Source organism: Ramlibacter montanisoli (assembly GCF_013087525.1).
GTDB lineage: Bacteria > Pseudomonadota > Gammaproteobacteria > Burkholderiales > Burkholderiaceae_C > Ramlibacter > Ramlibacter montanisoli.
Genome location: NZ_JABFCS010000001.1, coordinates 2878947 through 2895696, shown reverse-complemented (window position 1 = coordinate 2895696; position 16750 = coordinate 2878947). Strand labels below are relative to the sequence as shown.

General features: G+C 68.5%; 11 protein-coding genes and 4 pseudogenes. All 15 read left to right on the top strand.

Annotated features, from left to right (window positions below):
* Positions 1 to 27 precede the first annotated feature (27 nt).
* The 15 genes and pseudogenes from HK415_RS14200 (at position 28) to murD (ending at position 16713) form a co-directional block, all read left to right on the top strand.
* Positions 28 to 1211: pseudogene (locus tag HK415_RS14200) on the top strand (class I SAM-dependent rRNA methyltransferase).
* A gap of 85 nt (positions 1212 to 1296) precedes the next feature.
* The gene (locus tag HK415_RS14195) at positions 1297 to 2355 is read left to right on the top strand and encodes a CobW family GTP-binding protein (RefSeq protein ID WP_171560315.1); all 1059 of its coding nucleotides are present in this window, start codon (positions 1297 to 1299) and stop codon (positions 2353 to 2355) included.
* A 295-nt stretch (positions 2356 to 2650) separates the two neighbouring features.
* Positions 2651 to 3724 (top strand): RNA polymerase-binding protein DksA, encoded by a 1074-nt coding sequence (dksA, locus tag HK415_RS26435; protein ID WP_171560311.1) that lies wholly within the window; start codon positions 2651 to 2653, stop codon positions 3722 to 3724.
* A gap of 37 nt (positions 3725 to 3761) precedes the next feature.
* Complete coding sequence (locus HK415_RS14185; protein WP_309246698.1) at positions 3762 to 5102, top strand: hypothetical protein; 1341 nt, start codon at positions 3762 to 3764, stop codon at positions 5100 to 5102.
* Positions 5024 to 5656 (top strand): STAS domain-containing protein, encoded by a 633-nt coding sequence (locus tag HK415_RS26430; protein WP_309246697.1) that lies wholly within the window; start codon positions 5024 to 5026, stop codon positions 5654 to 5656. The genes HK415_RS14185 and HK415_RS26430 overlap by 79 nt, the downstream gene beginning before the upstream one ends.
* Positions 5657 to 5709: 53 nt before the next feature.
* Positions 5710 to 6261, top strand: coding sequence for an ATP-dependent protease subunit HslV (gene hslV, locus HK415_RS14180; protein ID WP_171560307.1), 552 nt, complete (start codon positions 5710 to 5712; stop codon positions 6259 to 6261).
* On the top strand, positions 6258 to 7571 hold the full coding sequence (gene hslU, locus HK415_RS14175; protein ID WP_171560303.1) for an ATP-dependent protease ATPase subunit HslU: 1314 nt from the start codon (positions 6258 to 6260) through the stop codon (positions 7569 to 7571). Before hslV ends, hslU begins: the two co-directional genes overlap by 4 nt.
* 230 nt (positions 7572 to 7801) lie before the next feature.
* Positions 7802 to 8230: a division/cell wall cluster transcriptional repressor MraZ gene (gene mraZ, locus HK415_RS14170; protein WP_171560300.1), complete on the top strand. Its 429-nt coding sequence runs from the start codon at positions 7802 to 7804 to the stop codon at positions 8228 to 8230.
* 8 nt (positions 8231 to 8238) lie between these two features.
* Positions 8239 to 9149, top strand: a pseudogene (gene rsmH / locus HK415_RS14165) (16S rRNA (cytosine(1402)-N(4))-methyltransferase RsmH).
* Positions 9146 to 9439 carry a cell division protein FtsL gene (gene ftsL, locus HK415_RS14160; protein ID WP_171560296.1) on the top strand — a complete coding sequence of 98 codons (294 nt, stop codon included), beginning with the start codon at positions 9146 to 9148 and terminating at the stop codon, positions 9437 to 9439. The pseudogene rsmH and the gene ftsL overlap by 4 nt, the downstream one beginning before the upstream one ends.
* Positions 9436 to 11168, top strand: a pseudogene (locus tag HK415_RS14155) (peptidoglycan D,D-transpeptidase FtsI family protein). The gene ftsL and the pseudogene HK415_RS14155 overlap by 4 nt, the downstream one beginning before the upstream one ends.
* The gene (locus tag HK415_RS14150) at positions 11168 to 12643 is read left to right on the top strand and encodes a UDP-N-acetylmuramoyl-L-alanyl-D-glutamate--2,6-diaminopimelate ligase (RefSeq protein ID WP_171560291.1); all 1476 of its coding nucleotides are present in this window, start codon (positions 11168 to 11170) and stop codon (positions 12641 to 12643) included. Before HK415_RS14155 ends, HK415_RS14150 begins: the two are co-directional and overlap by 1 nt.
* A gap of 5 nt (positions 12644 to 12648) precedes the next feature.
* Positions 12649 to 14024: pseudogene (locus tag HK415_RS14145) on the top strand (UDP-N-acetylmuramoyl-tripeptide--D-alanyl-D-alanine ligase).
* A complete protein-coding gene (mraY, locus tag HK415_RS14140) occupies positions 14021 to 15199 on the top strand; it encodes a phospho-N-acetylmuramoyl-pentapeptide-transferase (RefSeq protein WP_171560289.1) in 1179 nt (392 codons plus the stop codon). The pseudogene HK415_RS14145 and the gene mraY overlap by 4 nt, the downstream one beginning before the upstream one ends.
* Positions 15199 to 16713, top strand: coding sequence for a UDP-N-acetylmuramoyl-L-alanine--D-glutamate ligase (gene murD, locus HK415_RS14135; protein WP_171560286.1), 1515 nt, complete (start codon positions 15199 to 15201; stop codon positions 16711 to 16713). The genes mraY and murD overlap by 1 nt, the downstream gene beginning before the upstream one ends.
* Positions 16714 to 16750: the final 37 nt, after the last annotated feature.

Genomic DNA, 16750 nt, shown 5'->3' with positions numbered 1-16750 from the left:
GGTTCCGGTCCGGCCGACAATAGGGGAATGAAAGTGATTCGGTTGCGGGAGGGTCGGGAGCGCTCACTGTTGCGCCGGCACCCATGGATCTTCGATTCCGCGGTGGCCAGGGGTGGCGCTGACGCTGGGGAGACGGTGCGGGTGGAGGGCCACGACGGGCGCTTCCTCGCCTGGGCCGCCTTCAGCCCCGCCTCCAAGATCCGCGCCCGGGCCTGGAGCTTCGAGGAGGGGCAGCGGATCGACGCAGCCTTCCTAGGGACGCGGCTGGCGCAGGCCTTCGCCCTACGGGAACGGCTTAAGGTGCCGAGCACGGGCGTGCGGCTGGTGCACGGCGAGTCCGATGGCCTGCCCGGTTGCGTGGTGGACCGCTACGGCGACACCCTGGTCGCCCAGTTCCTGTCGGCCGGTGCCGAGCGCTGGAAAAAAATCTTGCGGATGCGCTGTTGGACGTGACAGGCGCGCAACGCCTCTACGAACGCTCCGATGCGAATGCCCGCGGACTCGAGGGTTTGCCCGAAGTGACGGGCTGGCTGCGCGGTGACGGACCGACCGAGATCACCATCGCCGAACACGGGTGGAAATTCGCTCTGGACATCGCCGGCGGCCACAAGACCGGCTTCTACCTGGACCAGCGCGACAGCCGCGCGCGCTTTGCCGACTGGGTCGCGCGCCTGGGTGCCCAGCGGGTCCTCAACTGCTACTGCTACACGGGCGGCTTCGGTGTGGCCGCGCTCGCAGGCGGCGCCACCGAAGTCACCTCGATCGACTCCTCGGGGCCCGCGCTGGAACGCGCGCGCGCCAACGTGGCGCTCAATGGCTTCGATGCCGGGCGCGCCGCCTTCCTCGACGCCGACGTGAACGCGAGCCTGCGCCGCTTCATCGAGGAGGGGAGGACCTTCGACGCGATCGTGCTGGATCCGCCCAAGCTGGCGCCGACGGTGGCGCATGCCGAGAAGGCCGCACGCGCCTACAAGGACATCAACCGGCTGGCGCTCAAGCTGCTGGCCCCGGGTGGGGCGCTCTTCACCTTCTCGTGTTCGGGCGGCATCTCCGCCGACCTGTTCCACAAGATCGTCGCCTCGGCGGGGACGGACTCCGGCGTCGACGGCTACATCGCGGAGCGCCTGGGCGCCGCGGCCGACCACCCCATGACGCTGGCCTTCCCGGAAGGCGAGTACCTCAAGGGCCTGGTGGTGATCCGGAAGGACTGAGGCGCGCGCAGCGCACAGGCCTGCCGGCGCGGCCTGCGCGCCCCATCTTTCCTTCTTAAACTATCCGGTTCCCCAGGAGTTTTCCATGAGCCTCATCCCCGCCACCATCCTCACCGGCTTCCTCGGTTCCGGCAAGACGACCCTGCTCAAGCGCGTGCTGAGCGAAGCGCACGGCCAGAAGATCGCCGTGATCGAGAACGAGTTCGGCGAGGAGAACATCGACAACGACATCCTGGTGAGCGACACCAAGGAGCAGATCGTGCAGATGAGCAATGGCTGCATCTGCTGCACGATCCGCGAGGACCTGCGCTCCGCGCTGCAGCTGCTGGCCGCCAAGAAGCGCAAGGGCCTGCTCGATTTCGACCGCGTGGTGATCGAGACCACCGGCCTGGCGGACCCCGGCCCGGTGGCGCAGACCTTCTTCATGGACGACGAAATTGCCGAAAGTTACCTGCTGGATTCCATCCTGACCCTGGTGGATGCCAAGCACGCGGACCAGCAGCTGGACGACCGCCAGGAGGCACGCCGCCAGGTGGGCTTCGCCGACCAGATCTTCATCAGCAAGACCGACCTGGTGGGCAAGGACGAGGTGGACGCGCTGGTGCACCGCCTCAAGCACATGAACCCGCGCGCGCCGCAGCAGGCGGTGCACTTCGGCGACGTGCCGATCAAGGACGTCTTCGACCTGCGCGGCTTCAACCTGAACGCCAAGCTCGACATCGACCCGGACTTCCTGAAGGAAGAAGGGCACGACCATGCGCACGGGCACGACCACGACCACGACCATGACCACGAGCACGGCGAGCACGGCGAGCACTGCGACCACCCGCACCACCACGCCCACGACGACGACGTCAAGAGCTTCGTGTTCCGCTCCGACCGGGCCTTCGACCCGATGAAGCTGGAAGACTTCCTGGGCGCCATCGTCAACATCTACGGCCCCCGCATGCTGCGCTACAAGGGCGTCCTGCACATGAAGGGCACCGAGCGCAAGGTGATCTTCCAGGGCGTGCACCAGCTCATGGGAAGCGACCTGGGGCCCCAGTGGGCCGAAGGCGAGCAGCGCACCAGCAGGATGGTCTTCATCGGGATCGACCTGCCGAGGGACATCTTCCTGCAGGGCCTCGAGCAGTGCCTTGTCTGACGCGCCGCCGCGACTTCCTCTGAGCCGCCGGCTGGACGAGGCGGGGTTACTCTGGCGCCCTTTCGCAATCCCAGCGCCCAACCCGCCCCATGTTTGTCTCGCTTCCGCAACTCACGGAATCTCCTCTTGGGAGAGCGGGAAGGTCGCGCCACGATGAAAAGGAGGTCCACGGTCGTGCAGAGCCCTTAACTCAGGGTATAAATCGCGGTCATGACGGCGTCACCCTACAACGAAAGGCAGGCCTGCAGGCAAAGAGCTGCACGCCGCCGGCGCCGATGACGCGAGGAGACCGGAAGTGAAGGCCCAGCCCAAGGTCGCTGCCAAGACCAAGAAACCAGCGGCGAAAGCCAAGACCACGGCCAAGTCTTCCAAGCCCGCGGTGAAGGCCGCCAAGCCGGCGGCGAAGGCACCCGCGAAGAAATCACCCGCCAAGCCCGTCCCCAAGACGACGGTGAAGGCGGGCAAGCCGGCCGCCAAGGCCAAGAAGCCCGTCGCCAAGGCGGCGGGCAAGACCCCGGCGAAGGCGCCGGCCAAGCCCGCGAAGACCGCGGTCAAGACGGCCCCCAAGGCCGCCAGGACCGCAGCGGGCAAGGTCGTCGGCGCGGTCGCCAAAGCGGTCGTGACTGGCGCCAAGGCGGTCGTCGCCGCCGCCAAGAAGATTCCTGCCAAGGCCAGCCCGGCGCCCGCGAAAGCGGCCCCCGCGGCCAAGGCGTCCCCTCCACCCGCGGCCACCGCCGCGGCCCGAGCGCAGCCGGCACCGGCGAGCGCGTCCGCCCCGCAGCAGGCCCAGCCTGCCGCCCGGCCGGCGCCCCCGCCCGCCGCCAACGCGCCGGCCGTGTTCGGTTCCGCCAAGGCAACCTACACCCCCATGGCAAATCCATCCGTACTGACGCCCCCGCCCGTTGTGGCCATCAAGAAGGACCCGAAGCTGGCCAACAACTGGAAGACGAAGTCCGCCGAGGAACTGTCGGACGCCGAAGTGCTGGCCATGCCGGATTCGGAGTACATGAACGAGAAGCAGATGGCGTACTTCCGCCTGAAGCTGCTGCAGCTCAAGACCGACATCCTGAACAGCGCGGGCGAGACCACCGAGCACCTGCGCGAGGAAACGGTGATCGTTCCCGATCCCGCGGACCGCGCGACGATCGAGGAGGAGCACGCGCTGGAACTGCGCACGCGCGACCGCGAGCGCAAGCTGCTCAAGAAGATCGAGCAGTCGATCGCGCGCATCGACGCGGGCGACTACGGCTATTGCGACGAGACCGGCGAGCCGATCGGCGTGGGCCGCCTGCTGGCGCGTCCCACCGCCACGCTTTCGCTGGAGGCGCAGCAGCGCCGCGAGCTGAAGCAGAAGATGTTCGGCGACTGATCGCCCTCATCCCCTAACGGCAGTACCCGTCACTCCCATGGCGAACAAGGACGATTCCGCACCCGGTGGCCTGCTGTCGCGGGTCGTGCGGTTCGTCCGCAATCCCGCGAGCGGATTCAACGAGAACGAGGGCGGCGACACCGACCGCGAGAGCTCGTACTCCAAGCAGATGCTCAAGGAGATGATCGAGCGCAAGCGGCGCAACGACTTCGTGCGCAAGCGTGAGTTCGACATGCTGCGCAAGATGCGCCGCAGCGAGGTGCTCGCCGGGCAGGACCCGGGGCTGCGGCCGTCCTTCTTCCAGAGTTCCATGCCGTCCAAGCCGGACGACCGCGCCACCACGCTCAAGAAGATCGACGAGATCGAGGCGCAGATGTCCATGCAATGGTGGAAGACCAAGCATGGCGCCAACTCGCAGCAGCCCGGCGGCAACAGCGGCTTCGTGGTGTCCTCGCACCTGCCGCCGGATGGGATGCGCGCCGGCGCGCCGGGCGCTCCGCCCGCGGCCACCAGCTACTCGCGCACGGCGCCGCAGGACCTGTCGGGACAGGTGCAGCCGGAGACCGCCGAAGCGCCGCTGGCGGACTCCCCGGGGCAGGATCGCACGACGCAGGCCATGGGGATCGTGCCGCAGCAGCAGCCCGCCGCCCAGTCCGGCGACGGCAGCCGGATGGCGTCGCCGGTCGCGCGTGCTCCCGCCATGAAGCCGGGCATGCCGGAGCCGCAGCCCGCGCCGCGCGAGGACGCTGCCGCGGGCGCCCCCAGCGTGCCGGGTGGCCCGAGCACCTTCTCGCCGTCCAAGCAGTTCGCCATCCAGGTCGAGGAGTTCGCGCACGACCCCGAGCTGGAGGAGGCGTCGATCCGCTTCGCGAATGGCGACGACGAAGGCGCCGAGGCGGGCCTGATGGAAGTGCTGGGCCCCCAGGGCACGCGCGTGAACCACGACGAGACCTGGCTCACGCTGTTCGACCTCTATCGCGCCAGCGGCAAGCAGGACCGCTTCGAGAGCGCCGCCATCGATTTCGCCAGCCGCTTCGGCCGCTCGGCGCCTCAGTGGTTCTCCATGCCGGAAATCGTCGGCCGCATGAACCAGCCCTCGCCGACGACGGCGGTGCCCGGCCAGCCGCTCGCCGACTGGACCTGCCCCGCCGTGTTCGGCACGCAGACGGCGGCCGCCCTGAATGCCGCCCTGGCCAAGGCCACGCAACCCTACAAGCTGAACTGGACCAAGCTGACCTCGATCGCCGATGGCGCCATCGAGCCGCTCACAAGCTGTTCACGCAGTGGGCCGGGCAGAACGTGCAGCTGCGCTTCATCGGCGCCGAATCGCTGGAGAAGGTGCTGCGCGACGCCACGCCCTCGAGCGACCGCGGCGTGAACCCGGGCTGGTGGAAGCTGCGCATGGAAGTGCTGCGCGTGATGCACCGGCCCGACGAATTCGAGCTGGTGGCGCTGGACTACTGCGTCACCTACGAAGTGTCCCCGCCCTCCTGGGACAGCGCGCGCTGCGACTACAAGTCGCTGCAGGCCGACGGCAGCGTCGCCAGCCGCAACACCATCGTCGGCGAGGCCTTTCGCGACTCGGTGGTCTCCAGCGTGATGACCTATGCCGGCGACTCGCAGCTGCAGGCATTGAGCTCGCAGCTCTCGAGCGTGGCGACGGTGGAGCTGTCGGGGCAGATCCTCGGCGACGGCAAGGAGGCGATCGAACTGCTCGACGCCAAGCTGGCCGACGCGGACATCATGATCATCTCCTGCGCGCGGCTGATCCGCATCGACTTCACCGCCGCGGGCACGGTGCTCAACTGGGTGACCGCGCGCGAGGCCGAAGGCCGGCAGGTGCAGTTCTCCGACGTGCACCGCCTGGTCGCCGCTTTCTTCAACGTGATCGGCATCAGCGAGCACGCGCGGATTACCATCCGCAACGAGTAAGCCGCCCCGGCGTCCTTGAGTTCCGGGGTGCGAACCCCAAGCTGCAAGGACTTATGGAACAGTTTCACGGCACGACCATCGTCAGCGTGCGGCGCCAGGGTGCCGACGGCCGCTGGCAGGTGGCGATCGGCGGCGACGGCCAGGTCACCCTGGGCAACATCGTCGTCAAGGGCTCCGCCCGCAAGGTCCGCAAGCTCTACCACGACAAGGTGCTGGCCGGATTCGCCGGCGCCACCGCGGATGCCTTCACGCTCTTCGAGCGCTTCGAGGGCAAGCTGGAAAAGCACCAGGGCCACCTGGTGCGCGCGGCGATCGAGCTCACCAAGGACTGGCGCACCGACCGCGTGCTGCGCCGGCTGGAAGCGATGCTCGCCGTCGCCGACCGCGAATCGTCCCTGATCATCACCGGCAACGGCGACGTGCTGGAACCCGAGCAGGGCATCGTCTCCATCGGCTCCGGCGGCGGCTACGCGCAGGCGGCGGCCAAGGCCCTCCTGGACAACACGGACCTGGGCGCCAGGGAGATCGTCAAGAAGTCGCTGGAGATCGCCGGCGGCCTCTGCATCTACACCAACATGAACCACACGATCGAGGTGCTCGAATGAGCTCGATGACGCCGCAGGAGATCGTGTCGGAATTGGATCGCCACATCGTGGGGCAGAAGGACGCCAAGCGCGCGGTCGCGATCGCGCTGCGCAACCGCTGGCGGCGCCAGCAGGTGGACGAGAAGCTGCGGCACGAGATCACGCCCAAGAACATCCTGATGATCGGGCCCACCGGCGTGGGCAAGACCGAGATCGCGCGGCGCCTGGCGAAGCTGGCCGATGCGCCCTTCATCAAGGTGGAGGCGACCAAGTTCACCGAGGTGGGCTACGTCGGCAAGGACGTGGACGCGATCATCCGCGACCTGGCGGAGATGGCGGTCAAGCAGACGCGCGTGTCGGAGATGCGCAAGGTGCGCACGCGCGCGGAGGATGCCGCGGAGGAACGCATCCTCGGCGTGCTGATCCCGCTGGCGCGCGGCGAGGAGGGCACCGAGAGCACGGCACGCCAGGTGTTCCGCAAGAAGCTGCGCCAGGGCGAACTGGACGACAAGGACATCGAGATCGAGGTCGCGGAGCCCAAGCCGCAGCTGGAGATCATGGGTCCACCCGGCATGGAGGACATGGCGGAGCAGCTCAAGGGCATGTTCGGCAACCTGGGCGGCGGCCGGCGCAAGTCGCGCAAGCTGAAGATCCGCGAAGCGATGAAGCTGCTGGTGGAGGAAGAGGCCGCCGGCATGGTGAACGAGGACGAGATCAAGGCCGCCGCGATCCAGAGCGCGGAGCAGAACGGCATCGTCTTCATCGACGAGATCGACAAGGTGACTTCCCGCAGCGAAGGCTCGGGCGCCGAGGTCTCGCGCCAGGGCGTGCAGCGCGACCTGCTGCCGCTGGTGGAAGGCACGACCGTGTCCACCAGGTACGGGCCGATCAAGACCGACCACATCCTGTTCATCGCCAGCGGCGCCTTCCACCTTTCGAAGCCCAGCGACCTGATCCCGGAACTGCAGGGGCGCTTTCCGATCCGCGTGGAGCTGTCCTCGCTGTCGGTGCAGGACTTCGAGGCCATCCTCACCAGCACGCATGCCTCGCTGGTCAAGCAGTACCAGGCGCTGCTGGCCACCGAGAACGTGCAGCTGAGCTTCACGCCGGAGGGCATCACGCGCCTGGCGCAGATCGCCTACGAGGTGAACGAGCGCACCGAGAACATCGGCGCGCGGCGCCTCTCCACCGTGATGGAGCGGCTGCTGGACGACGTGAGTTTCGAGGCCACCCGCATGGAAGGCCAGTCGGTGACCGTGGATGGCCCCTATGTCGACGCCCGGCTGAAGGAGCTCAGCCGTGACGAGGACCTTTCGCGCTACATCCTTTGACAGGCTCAAGGAACACATTCAGAGCCTCGGCTAAGTGCTTGCTTTAGAACGAATTTCGGAGGCTGCGCGCCTCCGAAATCGCTTCTAAGTGCTTGATTTCATTGCCAAAACGCACCGCGGCCCATTGCGCCTCAGCGTTTTCCTGCTACAGTGCAAAAGTGCAATGAAGTGGTGGAGAGTGGGATAACTCTCCATACTCAGCGCTTCCAACGTAGTGAGGGCTGACCAAGGTGTTCCAGGGCGCGTCGTCGCTGAGTCTCGATGCCAAGGGGCGGCTCTCCATGCCGACCCGGCACCGTGACGTCCTGGGCGCGACCGCGGCCAACCAGCTCACCATTACCCGGCACCCCCACGGCTGCCTGATGCTCTTCCCCCGCCCCGAGTGGGAAAAGTTTCGTGAACGCATCGCGCAGCTCCCCATGGCCGCGCAGTGGTGGAAGAGAATCTTCCTGGGCAACGCCATGGACGTGGAGCTGGATGGAACCGGCCGCGTGCTGGTGTCGCCCGAGCTGCGCGCCGCGGCGGGCATCGAGAAGGACACGATGCTGCTGGGGATGGGCAACCACTTCGAACTTTGGGACAAGGCGACCTACGAGGCCAAGGAGGCCGAGGCGATGCGCGGGGAGATGCCCGAGGCCTTCCAGGATTTTTCTTTCTAGAGGCGGTGGTGGACGGCACATGGCAACACACCACCGTCTTGTTGAACGAAGCAGTCGACGCCCTCGTCACCAAGCCGGATGGAACCTACATCGATGCGACCTTCGGCCGCGGGGGCACTCGCGCCTGATCCTGTCGCAGCTGGAGCCGCAGGGCCGGCTGATTGCCTTCGACAAGGACCCCGAAGCGATCGCGGTGGCCCATGCCATCGAGGACCCGCGCTTCGAGATCCGGCACCAGGGCTTCGCCGCGCTGGGCGAACTGGAGTCCGCGAGCGCCACCGGGATCCTGATGGACCTGGGCGTGAGCTCGCCGCAGATCGACAACCCCGCACGGGGCTTCTCCTTTCGTTCCGACGGCCCGCTCGACATGCGCATGGACACCACGCGCGGGCAGAGCGCCGCGGACTGGCTCGCCACCGCACCGGTGGAACAGATGACGGAGGTGATCCGTGAGTACGGTGAAGAACGGTTTGCTTCTCAGGTTGCAAAGGCGATTGCAGCTCGCCGACAGGAACGGGGCCCTCTTGCAAGCACCGCCGAACTGGCCCAGCTCGTGGCTGGTGCGGTCAAAACCCGCGAGCCGGGCCAGGACCCTGCTACGCGCACATTTCAGGCTCTTCGGATTTTCGTCAACGCCGAGCTTGAAGAGCTGCAGGCGGCGCTAGAAGCGAGCCTCAACGTGTTGCAGCCGCACGGCCGCCTGGTGGTGATCAGCTTCCACTCGCTGGAAGACCGGATCGTCAAGCAGTTCATCGCGAAGCATTCGCGCGATGAGGTGGACCGGCGCGCGCCCTTCGCGGCCCCCAGGCCGATGAAGCTCAAGGCGATCGAGCGGGTGAAGCCCACGGCGGAAGAAGTCCGGGCGAACCCGCGTTCGCGCAGCGCGATCATGCGCGTGGCCGAGAGGACACAAGCGTGATCCGCCTCAACCTCGTGCTGCTGATCGCGCTGATGGCCAGCGCGCTGTACCTGGTGCGCGTGCAGTACGACTCGCGCCGGCTGTACGCCGAGATCGAGCGCGCGCAGAACGACTTCCGCAAGCTGGAGATCGAGCACGAGCGGCTGCAGGTGGAAAAGCGCGCGCATGCCACGGCGGCGCGCGTGGAGCGGCTGGCCCGGGAGCAGCTGCACATGAAGCCGGCCACTCCGGCGATCACCCAGTACGTGACGCTCAAGGGCGTGGCGGCGCCGGCGGGGGTGCAGCCATGAGTGGCCGCGTCGTCGCGTATTCGTCGAGCCCGCTGCTGGCCAGCCGCACGCCGGTCTGGCGCAGCAAGCTGATCGTGGCCGGCATCGCCTTCGCCTTCCTCGGCCTCGCCGGCCGTGCCGCCTGGGTGCAGGTGTTCGGCAACGACTTCTACCGCAAGCAGGGCGAGGTGCGCTTCGCGCGCACGCTGGAACTGCCCGCCAACCGCGGCCGCATCTTCGACCGCAACGGCCTGCTGCTCGCCACCAGCGTGCCGGTGCCCAGCATCTGGGCGATCCCGGAGGACGGGAGCGCGACCGGGTGAAGCTCGCGCACCTGGCGAAGCTGCTGCAAATCCCGCTGCCCGAACTCAACGCCAAGCTGGAAGAGGACAAGAGCTTCGTCTGGCTCAAGCGCCAGGTGGACGAAGCGACGGCGCGCCAGGTCGCCACGCTGGACATCAAGGGCATCTACCAGCGCAAGGAATACCGCCGCCAGTACCCCGAAGGCGAGGCCGCGGCGCACATCGTCGGCTTCACCGGCGTGGAGGACCAGGGCCAGGAAGGCGTGGAACTCGCGTTCAACAAGGAACTCGGTGGCCGCACCGGCTCGCGCCGCGTGATCAAGGACCGCCTGGGCCGCATCGTGGAAGACGTGGGCGAGCAGGTGCCCCCGGTCGCCGGCCGCGACCTGCAGCTGTCCGTGGACAGCAAGGTGCAGTTCTTCGCCTACCAGAAGCTCAAGGACGCCGTGCTGGAGAACAAGGCGAAGGCGGGCAGCGTGGTGGTGCTGGACGTGCAGACCGGCGAAGTGCTGGCGCTGGCCAACTACCCGAGCTACTCGCCGGCCAACCGCCAGAACCTCACCGGCGCGCAGCTGCGCAATCGCGCGCTGACCGACACCTTCGAGCCCGGCTCCACCATGAAGCCCTTCATCGCGGCGCTGGCGCTGGAGAAGGGCCTCGTGAAGGCGAACACTTCCATCCAGACCGCGCCGGGCCGCATCACCATCGGCGGCTCCACCATCACCGACGCGCATCCGCACGGCGTGCTGACGGTCAGCGAGGTGATCCAGAAGTCCAGCAACGTCGGCACGGTCAAGATGGCCATGCAGATGCAGCCGCGCGACATGTGGGAGATGTACACGCAGGTCGGCCTCGGCCAGCGCCCGCAGCTTCCCTTCCCCGGCATCGTCGGCGGCAAGCTGCGCGCGTACAAGACCTGGCGGCCGATCGAGCAGGCGACCATGAGCTACGGCTACGGCCTGTCCACCAGCCTGTTCCAGCTGGCCCGCGCCTACAGCGTGTTCGCGCGCGACGGCGAGCTGATCCCGGTCACCCTGATCAAGACCTCGGTGCCCGCCTACGGCGTGCGCGTGCTGCAGCCGGAAACCGCGCAGGCGGTGCGCCACATGCTGCACCTGGCCACGCAGAGCGGGGGCACCGCGCCCAAGGCGCAGACCATGGGCTATTCGGTGGGCGGCAAGACCGGCACCGCGCACAAGCAGGAAGGCAAGGGCTACGCGGACCGCAAGTACCGCGGCTTCTTCGTCGGCGTCGCGCCCGTGGAGAAACCGCGCATCGTGGTGGCCGTGATGATCGACGAGCCCAGCGGCGGCCGCTACTTCGGCGGCGACGTCGCCGCCCCGGTGTTCAGCGCCACGGTGCAGCAGACGCTGCGCATGCTGGGCGTGCAGCCGGACATGAACGTCAAGCCGCAGATCGTGGTGCAGGCCGTGGAGGAGTCCTTCTGATGCGGGTCCTGCGCACACCCCGCGAAGCCGCCGAGTGGCTGCGTTCGCGCGTCACCGGCGAGCTGCATTGCGACAGCCGCAAGGTCGGCGCGGGCGACGGCTTCATCGCCTGGCCGGGCGCGGCCACCGACGGCCGCAAGTTCGTCAAGGGCGCGCTGCAGCAGGGCGCCAAGGCCTGCCTGGTGGAATTCGCGGGCAGCGAGGCCTGGCACTTCGACAGCGATGCCGTGGCCGGCTACGAAGGCCTGAAGGCCGCGACCGGCCCGATCGGATCGCTCTACTACGGCGAGCCGAGCAAGGAGCTGTCCGTGCTGGCCGTGACCGGCACCAACGGCAAGACCTCGACGGCCTGGTGGCTGGCGCAGGCGCTGACCAACCTGCAGCCGCAGCCCGAACCCTGCGGCCTGATCGGCACGCTGGGCATCGGCCGCCCGCCGCACGTGGAGCACACCGGCCTCACCACGCCGGACCCGGTGCTGATGCAGCGGCACTTCCGCCGCTTCGTGCAGCAGGGCGACCAGGCCTGCGCGATCGAGGCATCGTCCATCGGCATCGTGGAACGGCGCATGGACGGCACCCGCATCCGCGTGGCCGCCTTCACCAACTTCACGCAGGACCACCTGGACTACCACGGCAGCATGGAGGCCTACTGGGCGGCCAAGGAAGAACTGTTCCGCTGGCCGGGCCTGGAAGCGGCCGTCCTGAACGTGGACGACGAGAAGGGCGCGACCCTCGAGGCCATGCTCCAGCCCGTGCCGGTGGACGTGTGGACCTATTCCTGCGAGCGCGACGCGCGCCTGCGTGCCCTGGACATCGGCTACACCGACGAGGGCCTGCGCTTCACGGTCGCCGAAGGCAGCGAGCGGCACGAGCTGCGCACCTCGCTGATCGGCCAGTACAACATCTCCAACCTGCTGGGCGTGATCGGCATGATGCGCGCGCTGCACGTGCCGCTGGCCGACGCCGTGGCCGCGTGTGCCGACCTGCTGCCGGTGCCCGGGCGCATGGAGCGCCTGAACGAGGCCGGCAAGCCGCTGGTGGCGGTCGACTACGCCCACACGCCCGATGCCCTGGAGAAGGGACTGGAGGCGCTGCGGCCGCTCGCGCAGCAGCGCGGCGGCAAGCTGTGGTGCGTGTTCGGCTGCGGCGGCGACCGCGATGCCGCCAAGCGGCCGCTGATGGCCGCCGTCGCCGAGAAGAACGCCGACCGCGTGGTGGTCACCAGCGACAACCCGCGCAGCGAGAAACCCGAAGCCATCATCAGCCAGGTCCTGCTCGGGCTGTCGCACCGCGACAGCGTCGAAGTGCAGGCCGACCGCGCCCGCGCCATCGCCGAAACGGTTGCCGCCGCCGCGCCCGGGGACGTGATCCTGATTGCCGGCAAGGGCCACGAGGACTACCAGGAGGTCGCGGGCGTGAAGCACCCGTTCTCCGACCAGGCGCATGCCGCGGCCGCGCTGAGGAACAGGAAGTGATCCACATGTTCAACCTGAAGCAGGCGGCCGACTGGATCGGCGGCCGGCTCGTCGGCGACGGCAGCGTGCAGGTCAGGCGCGTGCACTCCGACACCCGCACGCTGGAAGCCGGCGACCTGTTCGTCGCGCTCAAGGGCGAACGCTTCGACGCCAACGACTTCATCGCCGACGCGCGGGCCAAGGGCGCGGTCGCGGCCATCGCGCAGCCCGGCCGGCTGCCCGCGGGCATGCCCGGCATCGAAGTGGCCGACAGCAAGATCGCACTCGGCGTGCTGGCGCAGGCCTGGCGCCGCCGCTACCAGCTGCCCTTGATCGCGGTCACGGGCAGCAACGGCAAGACCACGGTGACGCAGATGGTCGCGTCCATCCTCAAGGCCTGGCAGCCCAGCCACCACCTGGCGACGCAGGGCAACCTGAACAACGACATCGGCCTGCCGCTGACGCTGCTGCGCCTGACGGGCGCGCACCGCATCGGCGTGATCGAGCTGGGGATGAACCATCCCGGGAGATCGCCTACCTGGCGAACATCGCCGGGCCGACCGTGGCCCTGGTGAACAACGCGCAGCGCGAGCACCAGGAGTTCATGGCCACGGTGGAAGCGGTGGCGCAGGAAAACGGCTGCGTGTTCTCGGCGCTTCCGCCCCAGGGCGTGGCGGTGTTTCCCGCCGGCGATGCATTCACGATGCTCTGGACGGGGCTCGCCGGCGCGCGCCCCTGCATGACTTTCGGCGACGCGCGCGACAGCGGCGCCGACCTGTTTCTGGCCGGGTCTGAATGGCAAGAGGGGCATTGGCAGGTCCGGGCGGAAACGCCCGCCGGTCCGATGAGTTTCCGACTCCATATCGCCGGCCGCCACAACGTGCGCAACGCGCTGGCGGCGTCCGCCTGCGCGCTCGCCGCCGGCGTGCCGCTGGCGGCCATCGTGCGCGGGCTCGAGAGCTTCGAGCCGGTGAAGGGCCGCTCGCGCGCGCACGGCGTGCAGCTCGCCGGCCGCACGCTGACGCTGGTGGACGACACCTACAACGCCAACCCGGACTCGGTGCGCGCGGCGATCGACGTGCTGGCCGAACTGCCGGGTCCGCGCCTGCTGGTGCTGGGCGACATGGGCGAGGTTGGTGACCAGGGCCCCGCCTTCCATGCCGAGGTGGGCGACTACGCGCGCCAGCGCGGCATCGAGCAGCTCTTCACGCTCGGCCAGCAGGCCGCCGAGATGAAGGGCCGGCATTTCCAGGACGTCGAAGCGCTCAATGCGGCGGTGCTGCAGGCGCTGGCCGGGACGCACAGCGTGCTGGTGAAGGGGTCGCGCTTCATGAAGATGGAACGGGTGGTGGAGGCGGTCATGGCCCACGCACCAGGACAAGCACAGGGAGGAGCCCGATGATCGTCAGCCTCGCCGCGTGGCTGCAAAGCCATGGGCACGAGTTCGGTTTCATGCGGGTGTTCCAGTACATCACCTTCCGCGCGGTGATGGCGGCCATGACCGCGCTGCTGATCGGCATCATCGCCGGCCCCTGGGTGATCCGTCGCCTGGCCGCGCTGAAGATCGGCCAGCCGGTGCGCGAGTACGCGATGCAGACGCACCTGGTCAAGAGCGGCACGCCCACCATGGGCGGGGTGCTGATCCTGATCTCGATCACGGTCTCCACCGTGCTGTGGTTCGACTGGACCAACCGCTTCGTCTGGATCGTGATGCTGGTGACGCTGGGTTTCGGCGCCATCGGCTGGGTGGACGACTGGCGCAAGGTGGTCAACAAGGACCCGGAAGGCATGCGTTCGCGCGAGAAGTACTTCTGGCAGTCGCTGATCGGGCTGGTCGCTGCGCTCTACCTTGCCTTCAGCGTGTCGGAGACGACCAACGTGCGCGTGCTGGGCCTGTTCTTCGACTGGGTCCGTTCCGGCTTCGACATGAACCTGCCGCCCAAGGCCAACCTGCTGGTGCCCTTCGTCAAGGAGATCAGCTACCCGCTGGGCGTGTTCGGCTTCGTGATCATGACCTACTTCGTGATCGTGGGCTCCAGCAATGCGGTGAACCTCACCGACGGCCTGGACGGCCTGGCGATCATGCCGGTGGTGATGGTGGGCTCCGCGCTGGGCGTGTTCGCCTACGTGACGGGCAACGTGAACTACTCGAAGTACCTGCTGCTGCCCTACATCCCGGGCTCCGGCGAGCTGCTGATCTTCTGCGCGGCGGTCGCCGGGGCGGGCCTCGCCTTCCTCTGGTTCAACGCCCACCCGGCGCAGGTGTTCATGGGCGACGTCGGTGCACTCGCGCTGGGCGGCGCGCTCGGCACCATCGCCGTCATCGTGCGCCAGGAGATCGTGCTGGCCATCATGGGCGGCATCTTCGTGGTGGAAGCGATCTCCGTGATGGTGCAGGTGATGTACTTCAAGTACACCAAGCGCCGCTATGGCGAGGGCCGGCGCATCCTGCTGATGGCGCCGCTGCACCACCATTTCGAGAAGACCGGATGGAAGGAGACGCAGGTCGTGGTCCGCTTCTGGATCATCACCATGCTGCTGTGCCTCATCGGCCTGTCCACCCTGAAGCTGCGGTGATGGAACAACTGCGCGATCGACCCGTCCTCGTCCTCGGCTGCGGTGCATCCGGGCTGGCGATGGCGCGCTGGTGCGCGGCGCAGGGCGCGCAGGTGACGGTGGCCGACACGCGCGAGGCGCCGCCGCAGCTGGAACTGCTGCGCGAGCAGGTGCCGCAGGCGCGCTTCGTGCACGGCGAATTCGACGCGCAACTCGCCCAAGGGCAGGCGCTGGTGCTGCGCAGCCCTGGGCTCACGCCCCAGCAGGTGGCGCCCGTGGAGCAGGCCGCGCGCGCCGCCGGCGTGCGGGTCAGCGGCGAGCTGGGCCTGTTCGCCGACGCGCTGGCCGCGCTGCGCCAGGAAAACGGCTACCACCCGGCGGTGCTGGCGGTGACCGGCACCAACGGCAAGACGACGGTGACCGCGCTCACCGGCCAGCTCGTGGAGCGCAGCGGCAAGACCGTGGCGGTGGCCGGCAACATCGGCCCGACGCTGCTGGACACGCTGGCGCAGAAGCGCGAGGCGGGCGCGCTGCCGCAGGTCTGGGTGCTGGAGCTTTCCAGCTTCCAGCTCGATGGCGCGACCGATTTCGAGCCGACCGCGGCCACCGTGCTGAACGTGACGCAGGACCACCTGGACTGGCACGGCACCATGGAGGCGTATGCCGAAGCGAAGTCGCGCGTCTTCGGCAAGACCGCGCGCATGGTGCTCAATCGCGAGGACCCGCTGGTGATGAAGATGCTGCCCGAACCGGTGCGCCTGAAGGGCGGCAAGTACGAGCAGCGCGACTACGTGACCTTCGGCGGCGACCTGCCCAGGCGGCCGGGCGACTTCGGCCTGGAGATCGTCAACGACATGGCCTGGCTGGTCCGCGCGCACGACGCCGACGAGACCGAGAAGCGCCGCAAGGACGAGGAGGAGGAAATCCACCTCCAGCGTTTCATGCCCGCCGATGCCCTGCGCATCCGCGGCCGCCACAACGCGATCAACGCGCTGGCCGCCCTCGCGCTGGCCATTTCCGCCGGCTGCCAGCTCGGCCCCATGCTGTACGGCCTGCGCGAATACCGCGGCGAGCCGCACCGCGTGGAGCCGGTGGCCATCGTCAACGGCGTCGAGTACTTCGACGACAGCAAGGGCACCAACGTCGGCGCGACCGTCGCCGCGCTGCACGGCCTGGGCGCCGAACGCAAGCTGGTGGTGATCCTCGGCGGCGACGGCAAGGGCCAGGACTTCGCGCCGCTGGCGGCGCCGGTGGCGCGCTTCGCGCGCAGCGTCGTGCTGATCGGGCGCGACGGCCCGCAGATCCGCGCCGTGCTGGAGTCCACCGGCGTGCCGCTGGCCGATGCCGCCACGATGGAAGAAGCCGTGAAGCTCGCGACCCAGCGCGCGCACGCGGGCGACGCCGTGCTCATGTCGCCGGCCTGCGCCAGCTTCGACATGTTCCGCAACTACCCGCATCGCGCCGAAGTGTTCCGCGCCGCGGTGCAGGCGGTGGCCGACGAGGCCGGTGCCATGGTGCAGGGAGGTGAGGCTTGAGCTTCGCCCAGGTCATCGCCGGCTGGACGCGCAATCC

Coding starts and splice junctions, on each gene's coding strand:
- HK415_RS14195 (WP_171560315.1), top strand. CDS start 1,297: ATGAGCCTCATCCCCGCCACCATCCTCACCGGCTTCCTCGGTTCCGGC.
- HK415_RS14185 (WP_309246698.1), top strand. CDS start 3,762: ATGGCGAACAAGGACGATTCCGCACCCGGTGGCCTGCTGTCGCGGGTC.
- hslV (WP_171560307.1), top strand. CDS start 5,710: ATGGAACAGTTTCACGGCACGACCATCGTCAGCGTGCGGCGCCAGGGT.
- hslU (WP_171560303.1), top strand. CDS start 6,258: ATGAGCTCGATGACGCCGCAGGAGATCGTGTCGGAATTGGATCGCCAC.
- HK415_RS14150 (WP_171560291.1), top strand. CDS start 11,168: ATGCGGGTCCTGCGCACACCCCGCGAAGCCGCCGAGTGGCTGCGTTCG.
- mraY (WP_171560289.1), top strand. CDS start 14,021: ATGATCGTCAGCCTCGCCGCGTGGCTGCAAAGCCATGGGCACGAGTTC.
- murD (WP_171560286.1), top strand. CDS start 15,199: ATGGAACAACTGCGCGATCGACCCGTCCTCGTCCTCGGCTGCGGTGCA.